Annotated in this window: 25 protein-coding genes and 2 tRNA genes; 8 read left to right on the top strand and 19 right to left on the bottom strand. The window is 71.7% G+C overall.

Features of this window, described 5'->3' with window-relative positions:
- Positions 1-111 precede the first annotated feature (111 nt).
- The 6 genes from ACXDC7_RS07545 to ACXDC7_RS07520 all read right to left on the bottom strand — a co-directional run bounded on the left by ACXDC7_RS07545 (position 112) and on the right by ACXDC7_RS07520 (position 6,787).
- Positions 112-645, bottom strand: a complete 534-nt coding sequence (locus ACXDC7_RS07545) for an ArsR/SmtB family transcription factor (protein ID WP_179444102.1) — start codon at positions 643-645, stop codon at positions 112-114.
- A 43-nt stretch (positions 646-688) separates the two neighbouring features.
- Entirely contained in the window at positions 689-1,156 is a 468-nt protein-coding gene (locus tag ACXDC7_RS07540) for a single-stranded DNA-binding protein (RefSeq protein WP_459221723.1), read from the bottom strand.
- 161 nt (positions 1,157-1,317) lie between these two features.
- Positions 1,318-2,937, bottom strand: coding sequence for a GTPase (locus ACXDC7_RS07535; RefSeq protein ID WP_459221722.1), 1,620 nt, complete (start codon positions 2,935-2,937; stop codon positions 1,318-1,320).
- Positions 2,934-4,853, bottom strand: coding sequence for an ABC transporter (locus ACXDC7_RS07530; RefSeq protein WP_459221721.1), 1,920 nt, complete (start codon positions 4,851-4,853; stop codon positions 2,934-2,936). Before ACXDC7_RS07530 ends, ACXDC7_RS07535 begins: the two co-directional genes overlap by 4 nt.
- Before the next feature lie 52 nt (positions 4,854-4,905).
- Positions 4,906-6,261 (bottom strand): PrsW family intramembrane metalloprotease, encoded by a 1,356-nt coding sequence (locus ACXDC7_RS07525; RefSeq protein WP_179444106.1) that lies wholly within the window; start codon positions 6,259-6,261, stop codon positions 4,906-4,908.
- Between the two features lie 31 nt (positions 6,262-6,292).
- Entirely contained in the window at positions 6,293-6,787 is a 495-nt protein-coding gene (locus tag ACXDC7_RS07520) for a YbaK/EbsC family protein (RefSeq protein ID WP_179444107.1), read from the bottom strand.
- A gap of 67 nt (positions 6,788-6,854) precedes the next feature.
- On the opposite strand from ACXDC7_RS07520, the gene ACXDC7_RS07515 reads away from it, so the two are divergent.
- Positions 6,855-6,928, top strand: a tRNA-Arg gene (locus tag ACXDC7_RS07515).
- A 378-nt stretch (positions 6,929-7,306) separates the two neighbouring features.
- On the opposite strand, the gene ACXDC7_RS07510 is transcribed toward ACXDC7_RS07515, so the two are convergent.
- The 8 genes from ACXDC7_RS07510 to ACXDC7_RS07475 all read right to left on the bottom strand — a co-directional run bounded on the left by ACXDC7_RS07510 (position 7,307) and on the right by ACXDC7_RS07475 (position 13,604).
- Positions 7,307-7,609, bottom strand: a complete 303-nt coding sequence (locus tag ACXDC7_RS07510) for a DUF2283 domain-containing protein (RefSeq protein WP_459221720.1) — start codon at positions 7,607-7,609, stop codon at positions 7,307-7,309.
- Positions 7,610-7,612: 3 nt separating this feature from the next.
- Complete coding sequence (locus ACXDC7_RS07505) at positions 7,613-7,855, bottom strand: DUF4258 domain-containing protein (RefSeq protein ID WP_459221719.1); 243 nt, start codon at positions 7,853-7,855, stop codon at positions 7,613-7,615.
- Positions 7,845-8,276 carry a hypothetical protein gene (locus ACXDC7_RS07500; RefSeq protein WP_459221718.1) on the bottom strand — a complete coding sequence of 144 codons (432 nt, stop codon included), beginning with the start codon at positions 8,274-8,276 and terminating at the stop codon, positions 7,845-7,847. Before ACXDC7_RS07500 ends, ACXDC7_RS07505 begins: the two co-directional genes overlap by 11 nt.
- 449 nt (positions 8,277-8,725) lie before the next feature.
- The gene (locus ACXDC7_RS07495) at positions 8,726-9,598 is read right to left on the bottom strand and encodes a glycerophosphodiester phosphodiesterase (protein ID WP_459221717.1); all 873 of its coding nucleotides are present in this window, start codon (positions 9,596-9,598) and stop codon (positions 8,726-8,728) included.
- Between the two features lie 173 nt (positions 9,599-9,771).
- Positions 9,772-11,184 carry an APC family permease gene (locus tag ACXDC7_RS07490; RefSeq protein ID WP_459221716.1) on the bottom strand — a complete coding sequence of 471 codons (1,413 nt, stop codon included), beginning with the start codon at positions 11,182-11,184 and terminating at the stop codon, positions 9,772-9,774.
- 139 nt (positions 11,185-11,323) lie between these two features.
- Positions 11,324-11,800 (bottom strand): VOC family protein, encoded by a 477-nt coding sequence (locus ACXDC7_RS07485; protein ID WP_459221715.1) that lies wholly within the window; start codon positions 11,798-11,800, stop codon positions 11,324-11,326.
- Positions 11,801-11,844: 44 nt separating this feature from the next.
- A complete protein-coding gene (locus ACXDC7_RS07480; RefSeq protein ID WP_459221714.1) occupies positions 11,845-13,017 on the bottom strand; it encodes an MFS transporter in 1,173 nt (390 codons plus the stop codon).
- Complete coding sequence (locus tag ACXDC7_RS07475; RefSeq protein WP_459221713.1) at positions 13,014-13,604, bottom strand: RBBP9/YdeN family alpha/beta hydrolase; 591 nt, start codon at positions 13,602-13,604, stop codon at positions 13,014-13,016. The genes ACXDC7_RS07480 and ACXDC7_RS07475 overlap by 4 nt, the downstream gene beginning before the upstream one ends.
- A gap of 135 nt (positions 13,605-13,739) precedes the next feature.
- Here ACXDC7_RS07475 and ACXDC7_RS07470 point away from each other — a divergent pair, with 135 nt between their 5' ends.
- Positions 13,740-14,111 (top strand): MerR family transcriptional regulator, encoded by a 372-nt coding sequence (locus tag ACXDC7_RS07470; protein WP_459221712.1) that lies wholly within the window; start codon positions 13,740-13,742, stop codon positions 14,109-14,111.
- Here ACXDC7_RS07470 and ACXDC7_RS07465 read toward each other — a convergent pair.
- Positions 14,101-16,596: a beta-glucosidase gene (locus ACXDC7_RS07465; protein ID WP_459221711.1), complete on the bottom strand. Its 2,496-nt coding sequence runs from the start codon at positions 16,594-16,596 to the stop codon at positions 14,101-14,103. The genes ACXDC7_RS07470 and ACXDC7_RS07465 overlap by 11 nt on opposite strands.
- Before the next feature lie 51 nt (positions 16,597-16,647).
- Between ACXDC7_RS07465 and ACXDC7_RS07460 the strand changes: the two genes are divergently transcribed.
- From ACXDC7_RS07460 to ACXDC7_RS07440, 5 genes are all read left to right on the top strand, one after another.
- Positions 16,648-17,874: an MFS transporter gene (locus tag ACXDC7_RS07460; RefSeq protein ID WP_459221710.1), complete on the top strand. Its 1,227-nt coding sequence runs from the start codon at positions 16,648-16,650 to the stop codon at positions 17,872-17,874.
- 11 nt (positions 17,875-17,885) lie between these two features.
- The gene (gene orn / locus ACXDC7_RS07455) at positions 17,886-18,503 is read left to right on the top strand and encodes an oligoribonuclease (protein WP_459221709.1); all 618 of its coding nucleotides are present in this window, start codon (positions 17,886-17,888) and stop codon (positions 18,501-18,503) included.
- A gap of 82 nt (positions 18,504-18,585) precedes the next feature.
- Positions 18,586-18,661: transfer RNA gene (locus ACXDC7_RS07450), tRNA-His, on the top strand.
- A 199-nt stretch (positions 18,662-18,860) separates the two neighbouring features.
- The gene (locus tag ACXDC7_RS07445) at positions 18,861-19,652 is read left to right on the top strand and encodes an AraC family transcriptional regulator (RefSeq protein WP_459221708.1); all 792 of its coding nucleotides are present in this window, start codon (positions 18,861-18,863) and stop codon (positions 19,650-19,652) included.
- 73 nt (positions 19,653-19,725) lie between these two features.
- Positions 19,726-20,358, top strand: coding sequence for a LysE family translocator (locus tag ACXDC7_RS07440; RefSeq protein ID WP_179444117.1), 633 nt, complete (start codon positions 19,726-19,728; stop codon positions 20,356-20,358).
- 43 nt (positions 20,359-20,401) lie between these two features.
- Here the strand turns inward: ACXDC7_RS07440 and ACXDC7_RS07435 are convergent, their stop codons facing one another.
- The 3 genes from ACXDC7_RS07435 to ACXDC7_RS07425 are packed head-to-tail and all read right to left on the bottom strand — an operon-like array spanning position 20,402 to position 22,949.
- Positions 20,402-21,181, bottom strand: coding sequence for an amino acid ABC transporter ATP-binding protein (locus ACXDC7_RS07435; protein WP_459221707.1), 780 nt, complete (start codon positions 21,179-21,181; stop codon positions 20,402-20,404).
- A complete protein-coding gene (locus tag ACXDC7_RS07430) occupies positions 21,178-22,062 on the bottom strand; it encodes an amino acid ABC transporter permease (protein ID WP_179444119.1) in 885 nt (294 codons plus the stop codon). Before ACXDC7_RS07430 ends, ACXDC7_RS07435 begins: the two co-directional genes overlap by 4 nt.
- Positions 22,059-22,949 carry an ABC transporter substrate-binding protein gene (locus tag ACXDC7_RS07425; RefSeq protein WP_459221706.1) on the bottom strand — a complete coding sequence of 297 codons (891 nt, stop codon included), beginning with the start codon at positions 22,947-22,949 and terminating at the stop codon, positions 22,059-22,061. The genes ACXDC7_RS07430 and ACXDC7_RS07425 overlap by 4 nt, the downstream gene beginning before the upstream one ends.
- 144 nt (positions 22,950-23,093) lie before the next feature.
- Between ACXDC7_RS07425 and ACXDC7_RS07420 the strand changes: the two genes are divergently transcribed.
- Complete coding sequence (locus ACXDC7_RS07420; RefSeq protein WP_459221705.1) at positions 23,094-23,696, top strand: flavin reductase family protein; 603 nt, start codon at positions 23,094-23,096, stop codon at positions 23,694-23,696.
- 169 nt (positions 23,697-23,865) lie between these two features.
- Here ACXDC7_RS07420 and ACXDC7_RS07415 read toward each other — a convergent pair whose 3' ends face one another.
- A complete protein-coding gene (locus ACXDC7_RS07415; RefSeq protein WP_459221704.1) occupies positions 23,866-24,627 on the bottom strand; it encodes a hypothetical protein in 762 nt (253 codons plus the stop codon).
- Positions 24,628-24,646 lie beyond the last annotated feature (19 nt).

The following is a 24,646-nucleotide window of genomic DNA, read 5'->3' as shown; positions in this document are numbered from 1 at the left end:
GGACGCGGCCTGCCGAAACCTGGCCTTCCGGGACCTGGCCTGCCGGGATCTGGCCTGCCGGGACCCGACCTGGCGGGACCTGATCTGCGGCGACGTGACGGACTCATCATTTCACTCCACCCCCGCGAGAACGGCGATCAACAACGGCACGATCCGGGTGACCGGCACCTCGTAGTGGCCGCGGGAAAGCGACTGCAGCCAGCCGGCCGCGACCAGGGTGCGCAGGTGGTGGTGCAACTGCCCGCTCGTGCCGAGGCCGTCGATCGCGCCGAGCTCGGCGGTGCTGCGCGCTCCCGCCAGCACGGCATGCAAGATCCGGAGGCGGACCGGGTTGCCGAGCGCGTCCAGGCGGCCCGCGGCCACCCGCCAGTCGGCGCCCAACACCTGCTCGGCCGGGCGTACCCACTGCCAACGCACCGGATCGCCATCGCCCACCCGGAGGCTCCCCGCGAACCCGAGCGCCCCGCCGGCCAACCCGAGGGCGTCCAGTCCATCGACCATCCAGTGCTCGGTCGTCTCGGCCCCCCGCTCGTCGGGGGGCACGGACGTGCCGTCGGCCGGGGACGCGGAGGCGGCCCGTTCGGCGGCCTCGCGCAGCTCGGCCACGGCCTTCTCGAGCGCCGCCACCCGGTCCTCCAACTCCATAACATCGATAATACGTGTTTATGGAGTTTCGGCAAAGCCCGGCTCAGGCGGCGATCTCCCCGGTGTCCGGATCGATCCGCTCACCCTCCTCCGTGCGCAGCGCCGGATCGGTCGCGGCGGTCGCCTCCTCGTTCGCGATCTCTGCCTGCCTCGGCTCGACCCGCACCTTCCGGAAGTTGGCCGTGCCGTGGTTCAGGTCGTGACCGACCACATCGGCGTTGAGGACCAGGCGCTCGCGGTCCTCGCCCTCCTTGGTCTGCCACTGCTCGGTCCGCAGCCGGCCCTCGACGACCACGGGCTCGCCCTTGCCGAGCGAACCGCCGACATTCCACGCCAGCCGCCCGAAGCACTTCACGGTCAGCCAGGTGGTCGGCAGGTCGGACCACTCGCCATCGCGCCGGCTGCGCGGGGTGCTCCCCAGCCGGAACGACGCGACCCGAATCCCGCCGGTCGTGTCCTTCACCTCGATCGGCCCGCCGACGCGGCCGGTCAGGGTCACTCGTGCCTCCATGTCTCGCTCCTCCTCGCCACCGGCCCGGACACCCGGGCTCATCGAGACAGTTGGGCGGTGCGGCGCGCGTTTTGTCGGACGTGCGCCGATCTGTGGACAACTCGGTGCGGTCGGCGGCCTGTGGACAACGGATACGTTCCGGCGGGAACGAGCGACGTCCCTCAGGACGCGGCCTGCGCGGCGGCGTCGCGCGCGATGGCGTACCGCTCGAGTTCGGCATTGACCGGGTCGACGATGTCGGTACGCGCGACCGCCCCGACCGAGCGCCGCAGCGCCTGACCGGCCGCGGCGCGGCGCCGCCGGGCACCGACCTCCACGCCGATCCGGGACAGGCCCGCCAGGACGAGCCCGGCCAACACCCCGCCGACGGCCAGCACGGTCGGGGCCGGGAAACCCCACCAGGTCACCGGCGGCAGCGGCGGCAACTGCAGATAGAGCAGCACGAAACCGATCCCGAGCCAGCCCAGCCCGGCCAGCACGGCCGCCACCAGCAGCCACTGCAGTACCCGCAGGATCCGCCACCAGACCGGGACGCGATCGACGCCGAGATCGGTCGTCGCCACCGCGCGGTCGAGGTCGTCGGCCAACCGGTCCTCGCTTCGGCGCGCGGCGGCGCGCACGGAATCGCGCCACGGCCGCGCGAGCCCCTCGGTGGCCTCGCCGACCAGCGCCCGGATCGCGCTGTCGACCCGCGCTCGCTCCACCCCCGCGGTCGCCGGCAACGAACTGCGCGACACCTCCGCGGGCGCGATCTCCTTCGACCGCCGCCGGCCGACGCCCAGCCCGAGCCGCAGCCGCTTCAGCGGATCGGGCCGGAAGCGTCCCAGCCAGGCGAGCGCGGGCCAGCCGGTCGCGAGCGCGCCGCGATGCCGCCACGCGCCGGCCACGGCCTCGGTCACGGCGGGTACGCCGGCGGCCGCCGCGAGCTGACGCTCCAGCTCGCGCACCGGGCCCCGGCCCAGCTTCGGCGCCGGCGCCGCGCCGCCCTGCTCCAGCAGCTCCCGGGCCGCCTCGGCGACATCGGCGCTCAACCGGCTGGCGACCAGACGCTTCTCCGCGACCCGGCGGGCAAGCCGCTCGCGGAGCCGATCCACGCCCTCGCCGGTGGTCGCGCTGACCGCGAACACCTCGACCCCGGGCAGGCCCTCCCGGGCCAGCAGCCGGCGTAGATCATCGACCATCGCCTTCCGTTCGCGATCCTCCAGCCGGTCGACCTGATTCAGGACGATGATCATCTGCTCGGCTTGCCGGGCCAGCGGGACCAGATAGTCGCGGTGCAGGGCGGCGTCGGCGTACTTCTGCGGGTCGACCACCCAGACCAGCGCGTCGACCAGTTCGACGAGCCGGTCGACCTCGGCGCGGTGGGCGCGCTCGGTCGAGTCGTGATCGGGCAGGTCCAACAGCACAAGATCATCGAGCCCGGCCCCGCCGCGCTGGCCGAGCGCGTGCCGCTGGCGTACCGACAGCCAGTCCAACAGCTCCTCGGCAGAGTCCTCGCCGAAGGTGACCGCCATCGCCTCCGAGGTGGTCGGGCGGCGCACCCCGGGCACGGCCAACTCGGCGCCGGCGAGCGCATTGAACAGCGAGGACTTGCCCGAGCCCGTGGCCCCGGCCAGCGCCACGACGGTGGCATCGCCGGAGATCCGCTGTCGCTGACCGACCCGGGCGAGCAGCGCGCGCGACCGCGCCAGCAGCTCCTCGTCGAGCCGCCCCGAGCTCTCCTCCACGGCGGCGGTCAGCGCCTTCACCCGATCCGCCAGGCCGACCCGCCTGCGGCTCATCGCCACTCCTCGCGGGCCTGGCCCTCACGCTCGATGGGCCCCCGTTCGATGTGCCCGCGGTCGATGGGCTCGCGCTCGATCGGATCTGGCACCAGCTCGGCCTCGACCACCTCGCCGGGCGGCAACCCGGGGAACCACGGATCGGCGACGGGCTCACCGGTGGTCAGCTCGCCGACCGTGCCGCCGGCCGCGACCGCGGCGGGAGCAGAGTCATGGCCGCCGACGCCGGCCCCGACGGCGGCCACGGCCTCCCGGATCGCCGCCGCCTGCTCCGGGCGTACCCCCTGCTGGTCGAGCACCGCGTGGAACCTGCCCAGCTCGGTCGCCAGCAGCGCCTCGGTCCGGGCATCAAGATCATCCTTGGCCTTCTTGGCCAGCCGGCGTACCGCATCGTCGCCGAAGACCGCCTCCAGCACCCGCTGCGCGAGCACCGCGGTACCACCGGCGACGCCGATCTCCGCGCCGACCAGGCCGCCGGTCTGGGAGAAGACGATGATCATCAACGCGACGCCGACGCCGTTCACGCCGAGCGCGAGGAAGCGAGCGCGGGAGCGCCGGCCCATCCCCTCGTCGGCGACCAGATCGAGTACGCCGCCCTGCCACTCGCGGATCATCCGGCCGACGGCCTCCCCGTAGTCGCGCGAGGCGCGGGCAAGATCGTCGCGGGTCGAGGCGAGCACGGCGCGGCCGCCGGGGTGGGCGGCCCAGGCCGATTCGGTACGCTCGGCCGCCGCCTCGCCCTCGGCGCGGACCAGCGCCTCCAGGCCGGATTCCACCGCGAGCTTCACATTGTCGGCCTCCGGCGGCTGGCCGCGGAAGAAGGCGCCGACCCGGTCGCGCAGCCAACCCACCCGTTGCTCCAGTGCGCGGAAGAACTCTCCCGTTCCGACGAAGTCGTGCCAGCGCTGCAGCACCTCCCCGCGCAGCAGCGTCCCGTCCGCGGACTGCACCGCGACGCTGCGCGCGGCCTCGGCGAAATGGGCGTCGGCCTCGGCCCGCAACTGCGCGATCACGTCGGCCTGCTCGTCGATCGCGTCCGCGACCGCGGGTGCTCGCCGAAGCTGGGCGCCGATCGCGCCGGCCAGGGTCTGCTCGACCAGCCGCTGCCGGGACGCGTGATCGGCGGCGAGCCCGGCCAGCCAGTCGCGGATCGGCGAGACCGCCGAGTCGGGCAACAGGCCGTCGGCGCCGACCCTGGTCTCCGGCACGGCGAACAGCGGCGAATCGGCCAGCCCGCGCTCGGTCATCATCTGCCCCAGGTGTGGGGGCACCTCGGCCATCGCGGCGGGCGGCACCCGGTCGACCACGACGGCGACGGCGGCGCTGCGGTCGGCGGCGGCCAGCAGGAAGTCCCAGGGGACCGCATCGGCGTACCGGGCGGCCGAGGTGACGAACAGCCACAGGTCCGCCGCGGCGAGCAACTGCCCGGCGAGCACGCGATTCTCCTCGACCACCGAGTCGATGTCGGGGGCGTCGAGGATCGCCAGGCCGGGCGGGATGCTGGGCTCGGCGACGAGCTGGAGCGAGTGGGTGTCGGCGGTGGACCCGGCCGAGCGGGCGAGGCCGGGCAGGATGCGGTCACCGGTGAACGCGTCGGCATCGGCGGGGTTGTGCACCAGGACGGGCGCCCGGGTGGTGGGCCGGATCACGCCGGGCCGGGTGACCTCGCGCCCGACCAACGAATTGACCAGGGTCGACTTGCCGGCGCCGGTCGAGCCACCGACCACCGCGAGCAGCGGCCCGTCGAGGCGGGCCAGCCGCGGCAGCACGTAATCGTCGAGCTGGCCGGCAAGCTCGGCGGCGCTACGCCGGGCGGACGCGGCATCGGGCAGCGGCAGGGGCAGGTACGCCGTGGCCAGCGCGTCGCGCAACGCGACCAGCGGCGCGGCCACGGGTGGTTCGGTGCTGCTCGTCATGACGCCTCCTCGCCCATCTCGCGGGCGCGGGCCCATGCCGACGCCTCGCCGATCAGCGCGGCGGGCCCCACCGGGGGTCGCTCGCCGCGTACTGCCCATGCGTGCCGGGCGATCCTAGCGGCGGTACGCCCGGCCGGTGGCGGCGCCACGGCAGCGCCGGCCGGGGCGTGCGCGTGTACGGCTCGACGACGGCGACCGGTCGCAGCGCCGCGATGGTGGTCAGGAGTTCGCGTTCGCGCTCGCGCCCGACCTCGTCGATCAGTCCGCGGGTCATCGCGTCGCGCAGGTAGGCCAGCTCGGTCATCGCCCGCTGCATCCGCCAGGTGGCGATGGGCCGGCCGGCCAGCAGCCCGTGCCACAGGGCCTTGCCGCGGCGGAGCAGACGCGACATCACCTCGGGATCGCCGGGCTGCAACTGTCCCGTGCGGGCATAGTCGGTGAGCCGGGCCCGGATCAGCCGCGACTCGCGCAGGATCTGCCGGATCGCGAAGATCAGCATCGTGATCACCAGGCCCCAGTAGCCGAAGATGTAGATCAGCATCTGCGGCAGGCCCTCGGCCTGTTGTTGGCTGGCAACCGAGTTGAAGATCATGTGCAGCAGCGCGGCCACCACGAATCCGGTCAGCGGGGCCAGGATGCGGACCAGCCGGGACCGGGCGGCGAGCCCGATGGCGAGGCCGATGCCGATCATCATGGTGAACAGCGGGTGCCCGAAGGCGAGCGCGACACCACGCAGGAAGGCGAGCTGCTGCACCGCCTCGTCGGGGGTGACCGCGCCGTAGGTCTGGGCGGCGGCGCGGTAGATCCGGCCGTAGTAGAGCAGGTTCTCGGTGAACGCGAAGCCGACGCCCGCGAGTGCGCCGAGCACCAGGCCGTTCAGCCGGTTGACCCACAGGTAGCGGGCGACGATCGCCAGGATGAACAGCACCGAGCCCTTGGTGGACTCCTCGACGAACGGCGCGACGAAGACCGCCGCGCGTATCGCCGTCTGTGGGTCGCCGTCGCCGATGATGCTGAGCTGGCTGGCCGCCCAGGTGTTGATCTTCAGGGAGGCGAAGGTGGCGACGCCCCCGCCCCAGAGCAGCGCGACCAGCCCGGCGAGCGGGCGCGGGCGCCAGCGGCCCGCGGCGACGAAGAGCAGGATCAGCACCAGCGCCGTGGGCAGGGCGTACCACGCCGCAATCCGCCACGCCTCCGTGCCGATCCCGATCCGGGTGCCGCCGGGCACCGGACGATCGGGGACGACTTCTTGGACCAACAGGCCGAAGCCGACCAGGGAGACGGCGATCAGGCCGAGGTGAACCCAGGTGAGGTGGCTCGTCAGAAATCGGCGCTGCGGCGTCATCCCTTCGGTACGCCGCGGCAGCCCGGAGCGCCGGCGTACCTCCGGCGGGGCGAGCTGGGTCATGGCGGCCAGCGTACCCGCGGACGGGTACGGCTCAGTCGACGCGAACGGTACGCCCGCCGGCCAGCCCGACGAGTTGGTCGTAGCTGATCGGGAACAGCGTGTGCGGCGTGCCGCCGGCCGCCCAGATCTCGGGATGTTCGGCGAGCGTCTCGTCGACCCAGGTCCGCACGGGTGCCGGGTGGCCGACCGGCGCGACGCCGCCGATGGCCTGGCCGGTCGCGGCGCGAACCTGGTCGGGGGTGGCGCGGCCGAGGCTGCGTACTCCGATCCGCTCGGCGGTGGCCGCGACATCCACGCGGTGTGCGCCGGAGACCAGCAAGAGCACGGGCTCGGTGCTGTCGTCGTCGAGCGTTGCGGTGAAGATCAACGAGTTGGCGATCGCCCCGACGGGTACGCCGACCGCGGCGGCGGCCTCGGGCGCGGTCCGGGCGGACTCGGCGATGGCGCGGATCCGGCCCGGTACGCCCGCGCGCTCCAGCGCCTCGGCGACGATGCGGCTGCGCGGCGGTAGGTCGGTGGTGCTCATGGCGGCAGCGTATTCCGCGCCTCGCCGGCTCGCCCGGCCGGTCCCGGCCACTAGAATCACCCGCCGGGCCCCCGTAGCTCAGCTGGATAGAGCAGGTGACTTCTAATCTCCAGGCCGCAGGTTCGAGTCCTGCCGGGGGCGCTCAGTGTTTCCGCTGGTCAGAGGCGGTTTGATCAAGGCCGCGCCGGCCGCTGATTGGTCCTAATTGGCCCTAATGGTGTGCCCCGGCGTGCCCCGAGAATCCGCGCCACGTCAACATCTACGACCTCGCGTAGCAGACAAATGTGCCCCCATGTGCCCCCGATCTGGGATACCCCCCGGGGGCTCACGACTGCCCCTGCTTCGCAACGAGGCGTGCCGCCACTTCGTAAGGCACACCGCCGTACATGACGCCACTGTTCGGGCGCGATGCCCGCGCAGCCGGATGAGTCCGCCTACGGGCTTGACGACCGCCCTAACCCATCCGCATGCGTAGGGTACGTCGTCACGCCCCTGGCTGCTCGGCGGGTGGCTTCGACGTCAGGCGATCTGAAGCCGGTCCGTCTGAGCGCCCGAAACCGTCCCGCCTCGCGAGGGTTCTAGCTGCATCATCCGAAGGGAACGCAGCCGTTCCAAGTCACCATCCGATCCCTGAGGAAAAGCAAACTGATCGCGCAGCGTGTCCATCGGGATGACAGCGTTCAGGTTGAGAATCTCGACACCCACCACCACCCCCAGGTCGTCCACATCGACGTTCACCGGACCAACCTCAGTGGTCTGCGCGACCTGACCGCTGGAGAGCTTGAGATACGCAGCCTGGGCCTCGAAGTCGACGCTCAACATGTGTCAATCTTTCCATGCCGCAGACTTGACCACAATGATGCCGTTCGCGCCCGGAGGCCACGGTGGAGTCACCCAGACCTTGAGCCGGCCCTTGCCCTGAATCGCTCCCTCGAGCCGGTAGCTGTTCTTCACCGGATCGTGTACCGGCGCCGGGTGTGGCCGCTGGCAGAGCTCAAATACATCGGTGTCGGCGATCCGCCGTTCCGCCATCTGATCCTTTGCGTGCTTGGTTAGCTTAACTCGCATCGCCGGGTGCCGTCGCGTTGGGATCGATGAGGTCGAAGCGGAGTTCTCGCTGCCGGACGCCATCGACCGAGATGGTCACGACTGCCTGACCGTACTCGCCGATCTGAGCGCTGACCGGCATCGCGAACATCAAGTGGCTCTTTCCCCCGCCATACTCGACGTCTGGCCCCGCCGCGCCCACCATCTCGAACTTGCGTGACCCCGCTCCCGGAAGCGTGATTTCCAACGCGAGCGTGGCACCCCGGACGCCCGTTCGAAGGCGGATGCGTCCGGCCACCGCGAACGATACGGTGGCACCGATTGGCGCAGACACCCGCAAGAAACTGGCACCGATCGCCGTCAGCGTCGAGTTCTCGTTGAGCTTGGCCCACTCGGCTACGAACGCATAGTCGAGCTGAGCGTTAGGTTCGCTGTCACTCATGAGTCCCTCTCATCGTGGGGTGTCACCTAGATCCGTCGACTCGTCCTGGTCGCTTCGCACGGTATCCGTCACGGTCTACAACCGAGACCACTCATGTCCGGATCGAGCGACATCAAGGATAGGAACGACAGGGAGCCGCGTCACGCCAGCCGCGTGAGGACACTCTGGTCCCACTTCAGCGGATCCGAGAAGCTTTCGGCCCACTCGACGCGGATCCTCGCGGGACTTTCGGAATCGACGTCGGCGGTCAACCTAATCACTCCTCCTGGGGCGCGGTGAAGATCGCGGGGAGCGCAAGCCACGCGGGCGGGTCCATGCCCGGATTCCGCCCGACCAACTCGGCGGCGTACCCAGACCTCGACAACCGTAGTGGTGTAATGTCGCGGCCATCGACCTGCCTGCGGGCCGACTGCACAGCCACCCGTTCGGCCCGTGCGTATCCGGCAGGGTTAACCGTCACCCGAGACAGCCTTGAACTTTCGCCCGAAACCGCGTGTCTGCCAGGGCGCACCGTCATGTGCCGGTCCGCTTGATGCTTGTCGATCGATCTGGTGATCGCCGACCACCGATTCCGGTTGATCGTTGATCGACCGCGTGATCGTTTCCGCTGGCCAGAGCGCGACGGATGCGGGCTGCAGCGCGCTGCGCAGGCTCGCGGCGCGATTGGAGATGATCGCCGCAACCCCGCTGTCGGCGAGCCTTCGGGCGCGGCCGATGTCGTCGACGGTCCAGCAACTGACCTCCACGCCGGCGCGCCGCGCCAGGCGTACCCACTGGTCGTTGACCAACCGGTGGAACGGATTGACCCGATGCGGCCTGAGCTTCGCCAGCAGCGCGGCACCGGGGAATCCGGGCCGATGCCAGGTGAGCCACAGCTCGGCACCCGGGTCGAGCCTGCGCACGGTACGCAAACCGCCCAGGTCCCCGCACCAGGCGACGGGAGCCCCGGACGCGTGCGCGACCTCCCACGCGGCCGGTGCGGTGCGCCGATCCGGCAGATCGATCAGCAGGCGTGCCCCGTCGGCGGCGGCCAGCGCCTCGGCGAGGGTGGGAATCCCGACCGCCTCCCGGCGGCCGACCGCCCGCAGCGCGCGAAGCTGGGCGAGGCTCTGCCGACCGACCGGCGCGCCACGGCCCCACAACCGCTCGGTGGTCGCATCGTGCAGCAGCACCGGCGTCCCCTCCGCGCTCAGCCGAACATCCACCTCGACGACCCGGGCGCCGTCGGCGATGGCCCGGCGGATCGACGCGACCGTGTTCTCGGGCTCGCCGACGGGGTCGCCCCGATGCGCCACAATCTCGATCACGGGCGGTCGCGTCATGATCACCTCTTCGGCGTCGGCGACCCGGAGACGGATCCGGGCTGTCGTGGCCGATCGTGTTCGACCGATCGCCTGCCGCGCCACATCGGTCGGGCCCGGGTGCCGAAGGTTCACCTGATCGTCCCGGAGTGGTCAGCCGCTGGTTGCCCGGCAACCGTGGAGATCGCGTTCGGTCAGGTGTCGGTGTCGGCGTCGTAGGCCTTCATCGGGTCCGAGCCCGAGATCAGCCGCGACACCAGATAGAGCACCACGCCGATGCCGAGCAGCCCGGCGGCCCAGACCAGGGACTCGGGGTCGTCGGCGACCACATAGCCGAGCAGCGCCAGGTTGCCGAGGATGCCCAGCACGAGCAGCGCCGTGGGGGCGCGATAGGTGTCGGCATCGGTGTCGCTGCCGCGCAGCTTGAACGCCGCGACGATCACCAGGCCGTAGATCACCAGGGTGAAGACCACGGTCACCGTCGCCAGCCGATCGACCAGGTCGAGTTCGGGGTTCACCGCCATCACCAACTGGCCGATGACCAGCAACGAGCCGACGACCAGCCCGGAGAAGACCAGGCCGACCCACGGGCTGCGTCGGCTGGCATGCAGTCGGGCGAAGATGCGCGGCACCACACCCTCGCGACCCATCCCGAACAGGATCCGCGCCTCGGTGACCACGGCCACCAGGGTCGTATTGGTGATCGCCACCATCGCGATGATCGCGAATGCGATCACCAAGATCCCGACGGGCGCCGGCAGAATGCCGGCGCGGACGACCTCCAGCAGCGCCGCCGGGGAGTCCCCGAGAACATCGGTGGGCACGACCAGCGCGGCGGTGACGGCGACGAGCACATAGATCACTCCGGCCGTGAGCAGGCCGCCGATCAACGCGCGAGGGAAGTTGACCCGCGGGTTCACCGTCTCCTCGGCGACATTGGCGGCGTTCTCGAAGCCCGTCATGGCGAAGAAGGCCAGCGCGATGCCCGCGAGCAGCGCGAAGATCGGGTTGCCCTCGGCGTTGAAATCGGTCAACACGCCGAACTGCGCATTGCCTCCGGCCACGTGGATGATGCCGATCAGCAAGATGATCGCCAGTCCGATGATCTCGACGAAGGTCATGATCATGTTGGCCACCACCGATTCGGTGATCCCGATGAAGTTGATCACGCACAGCGCGAGGATGAACAACAGGGCGACCAACAACCCGGGCGGGAGCGCCCAGACCTGACCGAAGTAGCGGGCGAAGCCGGTGGCCAGCGAGCCGGCGGCGGCGAAGCTCGCGGAGAGCATGCAGATCGTGATCAGGAAGGTCAGCACCGGACGCCGGAACGCCTTGTGCACGAAGAGTGCCGCCCCCGCGGCCCGCGGATACCTCGTCACCAGTTCGGCGTACGCCATCCCCGTGATCGTCGCGATCGCGACCCCGGCCGCGAACGCCAGCCAGAATGCCCCGCCGACCGCCGCGGCGACCGAACCGATCAGCACGTAGATCCCGGACCCGAGGACATCGCCGAGCACGTAGAAGTACAGCAACGGTCCCGAGATGCAACGTTTGAGCGCCCCGGTCGGCGGCTCGGCGGTCTCGGTCCGGCTGGCATCGGTCATGGCGGGGCGATCCTCCCGGTTGCTGATGGCCCGGGGTGGACCGTCGCTGCTGGCCCGGTGCGGCCTCGCGGCCGGCCCCGACGAATATCGACTCGCGACTTTATCGTCTCGGGCTGGCCGGGTCGGGGTCCGTCCTCGTTCAGCCGTTCGCGGCGGCCTCCAGATCCGCGATCACCAGCTTCTTCATCTGCATCATCGCGTTCATGGCGCGCGCGGCCCGGGCGGGATCGGGATCGCCGAAGAGCTCGTTCAGGCTGCTCGGCGCAACTTGCCAGCTCAGGCCGTACTTGTCCTTGCACCAGCCGCACGGGCCCTCCTCGCCGCCGTCGGCGGTGAGCTTGTCCCAATAGTAGTCGATCTCGGCCTGGTCGGCGCAGTCGATCTCGAGCGAGACGGCCTCGGAGAACGGGAAGTCCTGGCCGCCGCCATTGATCGCGGACAAGCGATTTCCGGCGAGCTCGAACACGACATACATCAACTCGCCCGCGTTGTCGCCCGCCTCCTCGCCGTAGCGCAACTGCTCGCGCACCGAGCTGTCGGGGAAGATCGAGAAGTAGTAGTCGAGGACATCGTCCAGTTTGGTGTCGAACCACAGACACGGGGTGATGGCGGGCATTTCGGGCTCCTGGATCGGCTTGCCGGATTCGGGTACGCCCCACGCTAGGCGGGAGGGCCCGTCGGCGCTTCTCCGATCTTGCGGGCGCGACCGGCCAGGGCGATCGCGGCGACCACGAGGGCCGCGAGCGCCGCCCCGGCGGAGATCGCCGAGCGCTGGGTGGCGGGGTCGAGGCCCGGCACGGCCAGCCCGCCGAGCGTTGCGCCGGCGGCGATGCCGATCTGGAAGGCGAGTACGTACCAACTCGACGCCTGCCGCTCCCAGCCCGGCGCGTCGCGGGTGACGAACGCCTGGAAGGCAACGGTCAATCCGGCATAGGCCGCCGACCAGGCGATCCCGCCGATCACGAACAGCGGCAGCGGGCCGAACGTGAGCCCGAAACCGATCGTCAGGACCACCAGCGCGAGCAGGGTGCTGCGCAGCGGCGCCCGGTCGTTGACCCGGCCGATCAGCAGGTTCCCGACGATCCCGGCCACGCCGAGGCCCAGCAACAGCGGCGCCACCCAGCCGGCGGCCAGCCCGCGGCGCAGTGCGGTGTCGGCAACATAGCTGAACGACGCCAGGTGCGCGGTCGCCACCGCGATGACCAGCCCGCACCACAGCGCCACCCGGCGCACGGACCCCCGACTGGCGACCCGTTGCCGCGCGTGCGGCGTACCCACCCCGCTCGGCAGCAGGTACGCCAGGGCGCCCGCGCACAACGCGGCCAGCACCGCCAGCCCGGCCGCGGCCGCCCGCCACGACGCGAGCTGACTGACCAGCGCCACCATCGGCGCGCCGGCCACTCCCCCGATCGAGCTGCCGAGGAAGACGATCGCCGTGGCCCGCCCGGGCGTCCGGGGCAGGATTGCCGCCGCGACCACGGGCGCGCCCGCCCACAGCGCGCCGTGCCCGAGCGCCGCGGCGCCTCGCGCCCACTGGATCACGGCGAGCCCGGGGGCCGTCGCCACAACGAGCTGGCTGACGGCCAACACCGCCAGCGCGGCGGGCAGCAGTCGCCGCGCCGCGACCCGCCGGGTCAGCCAGGCGACGGGCGGGATGGCGAGCGCCGCGACGATCGCATAGGTCGAGACGAGCGCGCCGATCTCGCCGGGCGGCACCCCGAACTCCGCCTGCATCGCCAGCAGCGCGCCCGCGGTGAAGACCTCGGCCGTCAGGTAGGCGAACAGCGCCACCGACAGCGCGCCCAGCGCGAGACCGCGGGCGATCCTGCTCACGCGGCGGGCGTACCCGCGAGCGCGTCGAGCGCGGCGGGCAGCCGGTCGATGCCCTCGTCGGCGAGGAAGTGCCCCGCCCCCGGCACGACCCGCACCGGCGCGCCCAGACCGGCGGCGAACGCGTCGCTGGCGGCGGCCGGCACGATCGGGTCGGCATCCGAGCGCAGCACGACCGCTCGGCCGATCGCCGCTCGCGCCGCGGCGAGATCCAGGCCGTCGAGGAATGCGGGCAAGCCGTCGACCAGGAACGCATCCAGGCCCGGATCGCCGATCGGGAGCAGCAGCTCGGCGAACGGCGCGACCGCGACGAAGGCGCCCGGCCCCGACCCCGGTGCCAGCCGCTGGAGGGCGCGGACGGCGGTGAGGCAGCCAAGGCTGTGCGCGACGACCGCGGTGCGGCGGGTCGGCGTACCGATCGCGGCGGCGACGACCGGCAGCCAATCGGCGAACCGGGGCGCGTCGGATGCGGGCAGCACGACCCGTTCGGCACCGCGCACCACGCCGGCCAGCCAGCCGAACCAGTGGTCGTCGATGCCGGCGCCGAAGCCGTGCAGGATGATCACCCGGTCCCAGCTGTTTTCGGGCACAACGTTCTCGGGCCTGGTGTTGTCGGGCCTGGCGTTGTCGGGCCTGGCGTCGTCTGGCCTGGCGTTGTGGGACATGAGGGGGACGCTAGGGGTTGCCGCTAGCGTGAAGGTCAAGCACGACACCTGGAGGGCACCATGCAGATCGGCGAACTTTCCGCCCGCACGGGGGTGAGCCCGCGCGCGCTGCGGCACTACGAGGAGCAAGGGCTGCTGAACCCGCACCGGACCAGCGGCGGCTACCGCGACTACGCCGAGCAGGACGCCGGCACCGTCGAGCGGATCCGGGTGATGCTGGCGGCAGGCCTCGGCACGGCGACCATCCGGCGCTATCTGGATTGCCTCGCCGCCGGCGAGGACGGCCTGCAGGTGCAGCTCTGCCCGGACCTGCGGCGCGAACTGGCGAAGGTCGAGCAACGCCTGGACCGCGAGGACGAGCGGGTACGCCGGACGCGCGCGGCCCTGTCCGAGCTCAGCGACGAGGCAATCGGCGCGACGGTCAGCGGGTGATCGTCAGGCCGACCGGGGTGTCGGCGACCGAGGTGCCGAGCCGCAGCTCGTAGTCGCCCGGCTCCACCGCCCACCCGTCGCCCGCCCAGTGCCGGAACGCGCGATCGGTCAGCGGGATGGTCGCGGTCACGGTCTGCCCGGGACCGGCCTCCACCCGCGCGAATCCCACCAGCCAGGCCGTGGCCCGGCGTACCTGCGAATCCGACCGGGACAGGTAGGCCTGGACCACCTGGCTGCCTTCTCGCTCGCCGGTGTTGGTGATCTGCACGCTGACCTCGCCGTCGCCGAGGGTCGCCTCGCCGAACTGCCAGGTGGTGTAGCCCAGCCCGTGGCCGAACGGGACGGCGGGCTCGACCCCGTCGCGCAGGTACGCCCGGTAGCCGATGTCGAGGCCCTCGGTGTAGGCGAGCTTGCCGTCGGTGCCGATGTTGTCGGGAATGATCACCGTGGCCGGCGCTCCCCAGGTCGTCGGCGCACGGCCGCCGGGCTCGACCGCTCCGGACAACACGTCGGCCAGCGCGTGCCCCATCTCCTGCCCCCCGAACCAGCCGAGCAGGGTCGCGGGCACGCGGTCCAGCCACGGCATCAGCACCGGGGCGCCGGAGTTCACCACGACGACGGTCCGGGGATTGGCGGCGAGTACCGCATCGACCAGCTCGGCCTGCCGCCCGGGCAGGTCGAGGCTGGTCCGGTCGAAGCCTTCGGACTCGACCTCCTCGGTGGTCCCGACGATGACGACCGCGACATCGCTGTCGGCGGCCAGCTCGGCCGCACGGGCGATCTCGGTGTCGTCGTCGGCGAGCACCGGGGCGCAGTTGAGCCAGGAGATGATCACCCGATCGTCGCCGCCGAAGGCCGTCTCGGAGCGCGCCGGCACGAAGTCCACGACGACCTCGGCCGGGCCGTCGGGCAGCTCGGTCTCGGCGTCCACCTGGGGCGGCGCCATCGTCAACAGGACAGGGTCGGCGCCGGCAGGCAGGTGGGCCTCCCCGTCGAGCACGGGCGTACCGTCCACCGTCAGCGTGGTGTGACCGTCCCCGGAGGTGCCGATCCGGTAGCGGCCGGCGCGCGGGACGCTGAGCCGGGTCTGCAGCCGGATCCGGCCGATCTCGGCGGCCGGGATGGCCGCCGGGCTCTCCCGGCTCCACAGGAATCGGCCGCTGCGCGAGGTGGCGGTGTCGACCTCGTTGCCCGCGGTGTCGTAGATCCGGGCCAGCACGCCCGGGCCGGAACCGTCGGGCAGCTCGCACCACTCGGCCTCGGCCCGGGTGAGCCGGGTGCTGGCGGTGACGCCGGGCGCCGTACGGACCTCGAAGCCGGCCTCGGTCAGCGCCTCGGGCGGGTGGCTCACCGATTCCGGATAGACGGTCGCGGATCCGCCGCCGAGGTTGCGGATCCGCTCGGCGTTCGGGCCGACCAGCGCGACCGAGGCACCGCGCGGCAGCGGCAGGACGCCGTCGTTGCGGACGAGCACCATTCCCGCCGAGGAGGCGGTACGCAGCAGCTCGCGCGCGTCGGCATCGTCGAAGTCCTCCGGCCGGGCCGGAGCCGGCAGGTCGGCCAGGGCGCCGACGCGGGCGCCCAGGCGCAGGATGGCCCGCACCTTGGCATCGATCGCGGCCTCGGGCACCTCGCCGGCCTCGACGGCCGCGACGAGCTGATCACCGCTCCACGGGGTGTTCGGGCCGGGCATCGCGAGGTCGAGCGCGGCTCGCCCGGCGCCCACGGTGTCGCGGGCGGCGAACCAGTCCGACATCACGGCGCCGTCCCAACCCCACTCCCCCTTCAGCACGTCGGCGAGCAGCGGGTTCTCGGTGGCGGTCGGTCCGTTCACGGCGTTGTAGGCCGCCATCACCGACCACGCGCCACCCCCGCCCCGACCCGGGTCGCCGGTGATCATCTCGAATGGCAGCAGGTACAGCTCGCGCAGCGTCTGATCATCGACCACGATGTCGACCGTGAACCGATCATGTTCTTGATCATTGGCGACGAAGTGCTTGACACATGCGCTGACGCCGCCGCCCTGCACGCCGCGAACATAGGCGGTACCGATCTCGCCGGTGAGCAGCGGATCCTCGGAGAAGCACTCGAAGTGCCGGCCGCCGACGGGGGTGCGGTGCAGGTTCACGGTCGGGGCGAGCAGCACGTCGACGTCCTTGCGCCGCGCCTCGGCGGCAAGCAGCGCGCCGATCCGCTCCACCAGAGCGATGTCCCAGGTGGCGGCGAGCGCCGTCGGCGAGGGGGTGTTCGCCGACGGATCGGCATCGTCGGACCTGGTGCCGCGGACGCCGACCGGGCCGTCGGAGGTCGTGATGCCGGCGAACCCCGCCGCGGGTTCGGCGGGCACCGTCCAGGTGGTGTCGCCGCTGAGCAGGGCGACCTTCTGGCGCAGATCGAGCGCCGCCACGGCGCGATCGATGCGTTCCGCCAGCTCGGCCGGCGGGACTGACGCGGGGATGTCTGCGGTGCTTCCGGGTTCAGTCATGCGCCACACCCTAGGGCCCGCACCGCCGGCTGTCCCGGATAGGTTCGACGGGTGCGCGAACGCGGATCGGTCAGCCTGGTGCGGCTCGCGGTTTCTGCCTATGCGCCGACGCTGATCGCGACGACGGGGCTCGGCGCGATCTATCCCCTCGTCGCGCTGTCGGCGCGGGCGCTGGGCGCCGATGTGGGCACCGCCGCGCTGGTCGTGGCGCTGCTCGGGGTGGGTCAGTTGCTCGGCGACCTGCCCGCGGGCCAGCTCGCCGCCCGGTTCGGCGAGAAGCGGGCGCTGGTCGGGGCGTCCCTGCTGGACGCGGTCGCCTTCCTGGTCGCCTGGCAGGCGCGGAGCGTCGTCGTGCTGGGTGCGGCGGTGCTGGTCGCCGGGATGTCGGCGGCGGTCTTCGGGCTGGCGCGTCAGGCGTACCTGACCGACGCGATTCCCGCCCACCAGCGGGCGCGGGCGATGTCGACGCTCGGCGGGGTGTACCGGATCGGGATGTTCGTCGGTCCGCTGGCCGGCGCCGCGGTCGTGGCCACCTGGGGGCTGTCCGCGGCGTACCTGTTCGCGTCCGTGACGGCGCTGGGCGCCGCCGCTCTGAACCTCAGCCTGCCGAACCTGCCCGGCGGCGGCCGGCGGGCGAGCCCGGAGTCAGCGGTGTCCTTCCGGTCCGTCCTGATCGCCCATCGCGGCCTGTTCGGTACGCTCGGCATCGGCATCATGTTGATCATGATGGCGCGGGCCGCCCGGCTGACTCTGGTGCCGCTGTGGGCGGAGTCCCTCGGCATCGACGCGGCGACCACGAGCGTGATCTTCGGCATCGCCGCGGCCGCGGACATGGTGCTGTTCTATCCGGGCGGGATGATCATGGACCGCTTCGGACGGTTCTGGGTCGGCGTACCGGCTCTGGTGGTGATCGGCGCCGGCCTGCTGGCGCTGGTGCTCGCCCGCGATCCGGTCAGCCTCGGCGTGGTCGCGGTGGTGATCGGGCTCGGCAACGGGATCTCGGCGGGGGTGGTGCTGACCCTGGGCGCCGATCATGCTCCCGTCGCCGGGCGACCGAAGTTCCTGGCGCTGTGGCGGCTCGCCGCCGATCTCGGCAATGCGGTCGGGCCCGGGCTGATCGCCGCGGTGGTGGCCGTCGCGGCGCTGCCGGCAGCGGTCGTGCTGATGGGCGTGTTGTCGCTGGCCGGCGCGGGTTGGCTGGCCCGCTGGCTGCCGCCCGGGTTGCGCGGCGGTCCATCCCCAGAAGGGTCGTCGGGTGCACGCCGCCGCGACCCGTAGAGTGGGCCGTCGTGAGTGCGAAGCCGCAGAATGCCCTGGTCTGGATCGACTGCGAGATGACGGGACTCGACCTGCAGACCGACACATTGATCGAAGTGGCCGCGCTCGTCACCGACGGTGATCTGAACGTCCTCGGCGAGGGTGTCACCGTCGTGATCACGCCGCCCGATGAGGCACTGGAGCAGATGAACGACTTCGTCCGGGAGATGCACGCGAAGTCCGGATTGTTGGATCGGCTGGCCGGCGGCCTGGAGCTGGCGGAGGCCGAGCGCCGGGTGCTGGAGTACGTGCGCGAGTGGGTGCCGGAGGCGCGCAAGGCACCGCTGGCCGGCAACACGATCGGCACCGACCGCGCATTCCTGGCCCGGGACATGGCCGAGCTGGAGGGACACGTGCACTACCGCAACGTCGACGTGTCGTCGATCAAGGAACTGGCCCGGCGCTGGTACCCCAAGGCGTACTACCAGGCGCCCGCCAAGAGCGGGAACCATCGGGCGCTCGCCGACATCACCGAGTCGATCAACGAGCTGCGCTACTACCGCGACGCGGTGTTCGTCCCGGCGCCCGGCCCCGACTCCGCCGCCGCCCGCGACATCGCCCGCCGGGTCAGCGAGGCGGCGCGCGGCTGAAGACCGGGCGTACCGGCCAAAGATTTCGCACAGCCCGGGCCGGTTCGCTAGAATCGACCGGTCCCGCCCACGGGCGGACATGGTGGGTGTAGCTCAGTTGGTAGAGCACCGCGTTGTGGTCGCGGTGGTCGCGGGTTCAAGTCCCGTCATCCACCCCAGCAACTTTGCCCCCGACTCACGGGTCGGGGGCAAAGTTTTCTCTGAAGGGCGCACCTGCATCGCGGGTGTCTCGGCGGCGCTGAGTGTCCACTGTGACCGGATGACGGAAAGCCAAGCTGCGCCCGCCGGGCCGGGTGTGGAGGTCCGCGTTTCATTCGCCGTGCTGTACTACGCACCGGATCGGGAGAAGGAGGCAGCGTGGTAGCGGAGTTCCGTCGCAGCGCGGCGCTGCCCCAGGTCGAGGCGCGCCGGTCGCGCCAGGAGAGGGACTGTTACCGGCCGCACGCCCACGACGACTTCTCCCTCGGCGTGATCGAGGCCGGCTCCTCGGTGGTCACCGGCTCGCCCGATGGCCCGCTCCGACTCGCCGCCGGCGACGTGATCACCATTCCCGCCGGTCGGGTGCACGCGTGCAATCCCGACACCGGCCCGTGGCACTACCAGATGATCCACCTTGATCAGGAGTGGGCGGCCTCGCTCGCGCCGCCAGCCGCCAGCAGCGAGCTGTTCGCCGCAATCCGGGTGGTACGCCGACCCGAAGTCGCCGCGCTGGCCCGCGGACTGGCCGAGGCGATCTTCGCCGGAGCGGACCGGGAGGCGACCGAGGCGCGCGCGGCCGCGCTGTTCGCCGAACTCGCCCGCGCGACTCCCGCGCATCTCGTGGCCGGCGAGCCCGACGCCGAGCTGCTCGGACGGCTGGCGCCGGTCCTGCGCCGGCTCCGCTCCGACCGGGCGAACCCGGCGCTCGGCGCGCTCGCCGATTCGATCGGCATGACCCCGTACCAGCTCATCCGCGCGGTGCGGCGCGCCACCGGCCTCACCCCGCTGGCCTGGCGGCAGAACGCGCGCATCCTGCAGGCCCGCCGGATGCTCCGCGACGGCCGGCCCATCGCCGAGACCGCCCACGAGCTGGGTTTCGTCGACCAGAGCCACTTCCACCGGGTGTTCCGGGCGCACGTCGCCACCTCGCCCGGGTCGTACCGGGGCTGACCGCAAGAACGTACAAGACCCCTCGCCGACCGATCGCCGATGCTCTCGGGGTTGATCGTCCTCGAGGGGAGACATGGAGCAGTTCGTCGGCGTCGCCATCGCGCACTTCCTGGCCCTACTGATCCCCGGCGTCGACTTCTTCCTGATCGCGCGCACGGCGATGACCGGCGGCTGGCGCAACGCGACCGGCGCCTGCCTCGGCATCGCCGCCGCGAACGCGATGATCATCGCGGCCGCGTTCTCCGGAGTCTCGCTGATCTCCCATCCGGTCGTGCTGGACGCCATCCAACTGGCCGGCGCGGGATTCCTGATCTTCGTCGGCGTCGCGTTCCTCAGGTCCGGGGCACGGATCGATCCCGATCAGGTGCGGGGCGCCGAGCGCACCACCTGGCTGCGGAACTTCGGCCTCGGGATCGCCTCCGGGCTGCTGAACCCGAAGAACGCGCTGTTCTACCTGAGCCTTGCGGCGGTGGTCGGCGCCGCCGCACCGCTGACGCTGGTCGGCTACGGCGCCTGGATGGTTGGCATCCTCCTGGCCTGGGACATCTTCGTGGCCGTCCTCCTCGGCTCCCGGCGGGCGCTGGCCGGGATGGACCGGGTACTGCCCTGGCTCACCCGCCTCGCCGGCGGCTTCCTGGTGTTGTTCGGCGCCACCATGATCATCACGCTCGCGGTGCGGGTGCTGGGGCCGGGCGCGGGGAGCTGAGCGGCGCCATCGACCGGCTGATCACCGGCACGAAGCCGGCCCGTCAGTCGCGCAGCCGGGCCAGGAACTGCTGGGTACGCTCCTGCTGCGGCGCGCCGAGCACGTCCTCCGGGGTGCCCTGTTCGTGGATCTCGCCGCCGTGCAGGAAGCACACCCGGTCGGCGATCTGCCGCGCGAAGGTCATCTCGTGGGTGTTCACGATCATGGTCATGCCGTCGCGGCACAGCTCGCCGAGCAGATCCAGCACGTCGCCGACGAGCTCCGGATCCAGGGCCGAGGTGACCTCGTCGAGCAGCATCAGTGCCGGGTTGTTGACCAGCGCACGGGCGATCGCGACGCGCTGCTGCTGGCCGCCGGACAGGTCGTCGGGCCGCGCATGCGCCTTGTCGGGCAGGCCGACCCGCTCCAGCATCTCCATCGCCCGCGCCCGCGCCTGCGCCGGGGCGACCTTGTGCACGCGGATCGGCGCGAGGGTGATGTTGTCGATCACCGACTGGTGCGGGAACAGGTTGTAGGCCTGGAAGACGATGCCGATCTTGGCGCGTACCCGGTCCACGGCCACGCGCGGATCGGTGATCTCGGCGCCGTCGAGGGTGATCACCCCGTCGTCGACGGTCTCCAGCAGGTTGACGCAGCGCAACAGCGTCGACTTGCCCGATCCGCTGGCCCCGATCAGGACGACGCACTCCCCCGCCGCGACGTCGAGGTCGATCGAGCGAAGGACGACGTTGGTATGGCCGTGGGTCGTGAACGACTTGCGTACGCCGCGCAGTGACAGCAGCGGGCCGGGCGCCGATGCGCCCGTGTCCTCTCTGCCGATCATGGAACCCCCGCCGTGGTGTGCAGGCCCTGCCGCTTCGCGACCCAGTCGGTCAGCCGGGCCAACGGCACCGTCAGGCAGATGAACAGGGCGCCGGCGACGACATAGGGGGTGAAGTTGAAGTCGGTGGCGGTGGCGATCTGGGCGGCGCGGATGGCGTCGATCACGCCGAGCACGGCGATCAGGCCGGAGTCCTTCTGCAACGACACGAGGTCGTTCATCAGCGGCGGCAGCACCCGGCGTACCGCCTGGGGCAACACGACGAACCGCAGCGTCTGGACGTGGCTGAGCCCGAGCGAGCGCGCCGCCGCGAGCTGCGAGGGATGGATGGACTCGATGCCGGCGCGGAACACCTCGGCCACATACGACGAGTAGGTCAGCACCAGCGCCGCGCCGCCCCAGAACAGCACGCTGGTCGGCAGTCCCTGCAGGCGCAGGGCCGGTGCGCCGAATCCCAGCAGAAAGATCACCAACAGCAGCGGCAGTCCCCGGAACAGGTCGACGTAGATCGTCGCCAGCAGGCGGAACGGGAACGCGACCGGGCCGCGCAAGGTACGCAGGATCGCTAGCAGGAGGCCGATCACGCCGATCAGGACCGCGCACACCAGCATCACCCGGATGTTCAGCCACAACCCGGCGAGCACGTCCGGGAATGCCTCGACCGCCTTGACCGGGTCGAAGAAGGTCTGCTGCACCCGCGGCCAGCCCGGCGAGCCGACCACGCCGGCCACCAGCAGCCCGACCACGACCGCGGTCGACGCCAGGGCGATCACGGTCGAGCGTCGCGCGCGGCGCCGGCGGTACGCCTCCCGCTGCAATTGCCGCTGCGATGGCGTCCACTCGTCCGCCGCCGCCAACTGATCCCCGGCGCGGTCGGTGATCATGTCAGCTCGGGCGCGCCCTGGGTGGCGAGCCACTGCTGCTCCAGCTTGTCCAGCGTGCCGTCCGCGCGCAGCGCGTCGACCGCCTGCGTGACGCAGCCGGTCAGCGTGGATCCCTTGTCCAGCACGGCCCCGAACTGCTCGCCCTCGCCGCCGGCGGCGGGCAACTGTCCGACGATCACGCCGTCGTCGAGCTGGGCGGCGGTCATGTAGAACGCGGTGGGCACGTCGACCACGATGCCGTCGACCTGCTTGTTCTTCAGCGCCTGCACGGCCAGATCGTTGGTGTCGTAGACCGCGACCTGCTGCGTCGGCTTGATCTGCTCGGTCGCGGCGGTGTAGGAGGTGGTGCCCACCTGCGCGCCGAGCTTGGCGCCGGCGAGATCGCTGATCTTGGTCTTGCCGTCGATCGGGCTGCCCTGGTAGGTGATCACGGCCTGCTGGACGTCGTAGTAGCCGGACGAGAAGTCGACCGCCTGCTTCCGCTCGTCGCTGATCGACACCTGGTTGAGATCGAAGTCGAACGCCTTCGGTCCCGGCGCGATCACCGAGTTGAACGGGACCACCTCCCACCTGACCTCGTCGTTGCCGAAGCCGAGCTGGTTCGCGATCGCGTACCCGACCGCCGACTCGTAGCCCTTGCCGTTGCTCGGGTCGTCGTCGACGAACCAGGGCGCATACGCCGGCTTGTCGGTTCCGATCGTCAACACCCCGTCGGCCTTCAGCGCCCCGGCCGAGGCCAGCGCCTCCTTGGTACAGGTGGTGGGCTCCGGTGCGCGGGCAGCCGGTCCCGACTCGTCGACGGGGGCCGCGCAACCGGCGAGCAGGATCGCCCCGGCGAGCAGGGCAAACCCGGCAGGACTGGACGTGCGAGCAGTGTGGCGTTTCATGCGACCCTCCGAGAGCACGACGGGTCGGACCCCGCCTCGATGACCCCGGAATGATAGGGCGCGTACGGACGCGTGAGCGCTGGTGCCCGCATCGCAGATGGCGCTTCGGCGTACCCCGAAGTGAACGGGCCGCAGGATGGCCGGATGCGCGCACACCGCACGATCACGCCTTCGGTTCTCTACTTCGGTACGCCGGTCGCGGTGGTCTCGTCGTCGAATGCCGACGGGTCGACCAACCTCGCTCCGATCTCGTCGTTCTGGGCGCTGGGGAATCTGCTGGTGATCGGCCTCGGCGCGACCGGCCACACCGCCGCGAACCTGCGCGAGCGCCCCGAGCTCGTGCTGAACCTGCCCGAGGAGCACCAGTGGGAGCCGATCGAGCGACTGGGTCGGCTGACCGGCGCGCACCCGGTGCCGGCGGACAAGCCGGCCGACACCCGGCATGCGGCCGACAAGTTCGCGGCCGCCGGATGGTCGCCGCTGGCCGCCACCACGGTCGCGCCGGCGCGGGTCGCCGAGTTGGCGGTGCACCTCGAGGCCCGCGTCACCGCGCTGCACGAGGAAACCGGCGGGCTGACCGTCGCCCACGCCCGGTGCAGCGCCGTGCACGTCGCCGCTCCGCTCACCGTCGCGGGCACCTCGCATGTCGATCCGCTGGCCTGGCGCCCGCTGATCTACAGCTTCCGCCACTATTTCGCGCTCGGTCGGCGCCGCGGGATCGCCGGCCGCGCCGAGACGCAACATTGACGCGCTGCCGCGCACCGTGCCGACTCTCGGCGACATCGGTCCGCCGCCACACGGCGCCACGACGCGGTGGGCGCCGCGGCGAGCGTTCGCGAGCGTCAGCAAGGTGCGGAATGCGGCAACTAGCGTGGAAGGTGATGCCGGCCGGTGGCGCGGGATCGCCCCGGCGGGCTCAGTCGCGGTAGAGCGCGGTCCGGCATCCGGTCTCGCCCGGTTCGAGCTGGATCCGGTCGAAGCCGGGCCGGACGATCTCGCCGTCGGCGCGGCGTACCACCAGGACGCAGTCGCGCTCGCCGGCGACCCCGGCTGTGGCGATCAGCTCCTTGCCGCGTACCTCGGTGGTCGTCGTGACATATCCCTCGTCGAAGGCCGCGCGTACCCGGGCCTCGAGGGTGTCCGGGTCGGCGTCGGCCAGCGCCGCGCCGAGCCGGTCGGCCGCGTCGTCGGGCAGACGCTCGATCGGCTTCGGCGCGGGTGTCACGGCGGCGGCGCCGGGCGCGCAGTCGAGCGGGCGGTATTCGGTGTAGCGATTGAACTCGACCACGAGCTGATAGCAGCGCACCGCATGGCCCGGCGGTTCGGTGCCGCCGAATCCGGCGTTGTTCGTCTCGGGCAGATCGACCGTGATCCGGACGTCGATGGTCGCCGGCTGGCCGATCTGGCGTACCTCCCCGGCCCAGCCGAGGGTCTCGACGGCGATGGTCGGGCCGTTGCTGTCGGAGCGGCTCGGGGCGAACTCGGCGGCGACCTGTTCGGCGTCGCGAGGGTTCTCCCGATAGCCGAGGTCCTTGGCGATCCAGTCGATCTGCTCGTCGGCGATCCGGGCCGCTCGTTCGTCGCTCGGGCTCGCCGGCGCCGCGACACCTCCGCCGCAGCCGACGAGCGCCGCGAGCATGATCAGTACCGCCGCGGCTCCGCCCGCACGGATGATCACCGGGGCAGCATAGCCAGCC

Source organism: Naumannella huperziae, assembly GCF_054073625.1.
This window is presented reverse-complemented; position numbering and strand designations above follow the sequence as displayed.

Coding starts and splice junctions, on each gene's coding strand:
- ACXDC7_RS07510 (WP_459221720.1), bottom strand. CDS start 7,609: ATGTTGAGCGTCGACTTCGAGGCCCAGGCTGCGTATCTCAAGCTCTCC.
- ACXDC7_RS07485 (WP_459221715.1), bottom strand. CDS start 11,800: ATGCCCGCCATCACCCCGTGTCTGTGGTTCGACACCAAACTGGACGAT.
- ACXDC7_RS07520 (WP_179444107.1), bottom strand. CDS start 6,787: ATGAGCACCACCGACCTACCGCCGCGCAGCCGCATCGTCGCCGAGGCG.
- ACXDC7_RS07425 (WP_459221706.1), bottom strand. CDS start 22,949: ATGAAACGCCACACTGCTCGCACGTCCAGTCCTGCCGGGTTTGCCCTG.
- ACXDC7_RS07435 (WP_459221707.1), bottom strand. CDS start 21,181: ATGATCGGCAGAGAGGACACGGGCGCATCGGCGCCCGGCCCGCTGCTG.
- ACXDC7_RS07525 (WP_179444106.1), bottom strand. CDS start 6,261: ATGACCCAGCTCGCCCCGCCGGAGGTACGCCGGCGCTCCGGGCTGCCG.
- ACXDC7_RS07535 (WP_459221722.1), bottom strand. CDS start 2,937: ATGAGCCGCAGGCGGGTCGGCCTGGCGGATCGGGTGAAGGCGCTGACC.
- ACXDC7_RS07430 (WP_179444119.1), bottom strand. CDS start 22,062: ATGATCACCGACCGCGCCGGGGATCAGTTGGCGGCGGCGGACGAGTGG.
- ACXDC7_RS07545 (WP_179444102.1), bottom strand. CDS start 645: ATGGAGTTGGAGGACCGGGTGGCGGCGCTCGAGAAGGCCGTGGCCGAG.
- ACXDC7_RS07465 (WP_459221711.1), bottom strand. CDS start 16,596: ATGACTGAACCCGGAAGCACCGCAGACATCCCCGCGTCAGTCCCGCCG.
- ACXDC7_RS07530 (WP_459221721.1), bottom strand. CDS start 4,853: ATGACGAGCAGCACCGAACCACCCGTGGCCGCGCCGCTGGTCGCGTTG.
- ACXDC7_RS07490 (WP_459221716.1), bottom strand. CDS start 11,184: ATGACCGATGCCAGCCGGACCGAGACCGCCGAGCCGCCGACCGGGGCG.
- ACXDC7_RS07470 (WP_459221712.1), top strand. CDS start 13,740: ATGCAGATCGGCGAACTTTCCGCCCGCACGGGGGTGAGCCCGCGCGCG.
- ACXDC7_RS07420 (WP_459221705.1), top strand. CDS start 23,094: ATGCGCGCACACCGCACGATCACGCCTTCGGTTCTCTACTTCGGTACG.
- ACXDC7_RS07440 (WP_179444117.1), top strand. CDS start 19,726: ATGGAGCAGTTCGTCGGCGTCGCCATCGCGCACTTCCTGGCCCTACTG.
- ACXDC7_RS07495 (WP_459221717.1), bottom strand. CDS start 9,598: ATGACGCGACCGCCCGTGATCGAGATTGTGGCGCATCGGGGCGACCCC.
- ACXDC7_RS07540 (WP_459221723.1), bottom strand. CDS start 1,156: ATGGAGGCACGAGTGACCCTGACCGGCCGCGTCGGCGGGCCGATCGAG.
- ACXDC7_RS07500 (WP_459221718.1), bottom strand. CDS start 8,276: ATGAGTGACAGCGAACCTAACGCTCAGCTCGACTATGCGTTCGTAGCC.
- ACXDC7_RS07505 (WP_459221719.1), bottom strand. CDS start 7,855: ATGCGAGTTAAGCTAACCAAGCACGCAAAGGATCAGATGGCGGAACGG.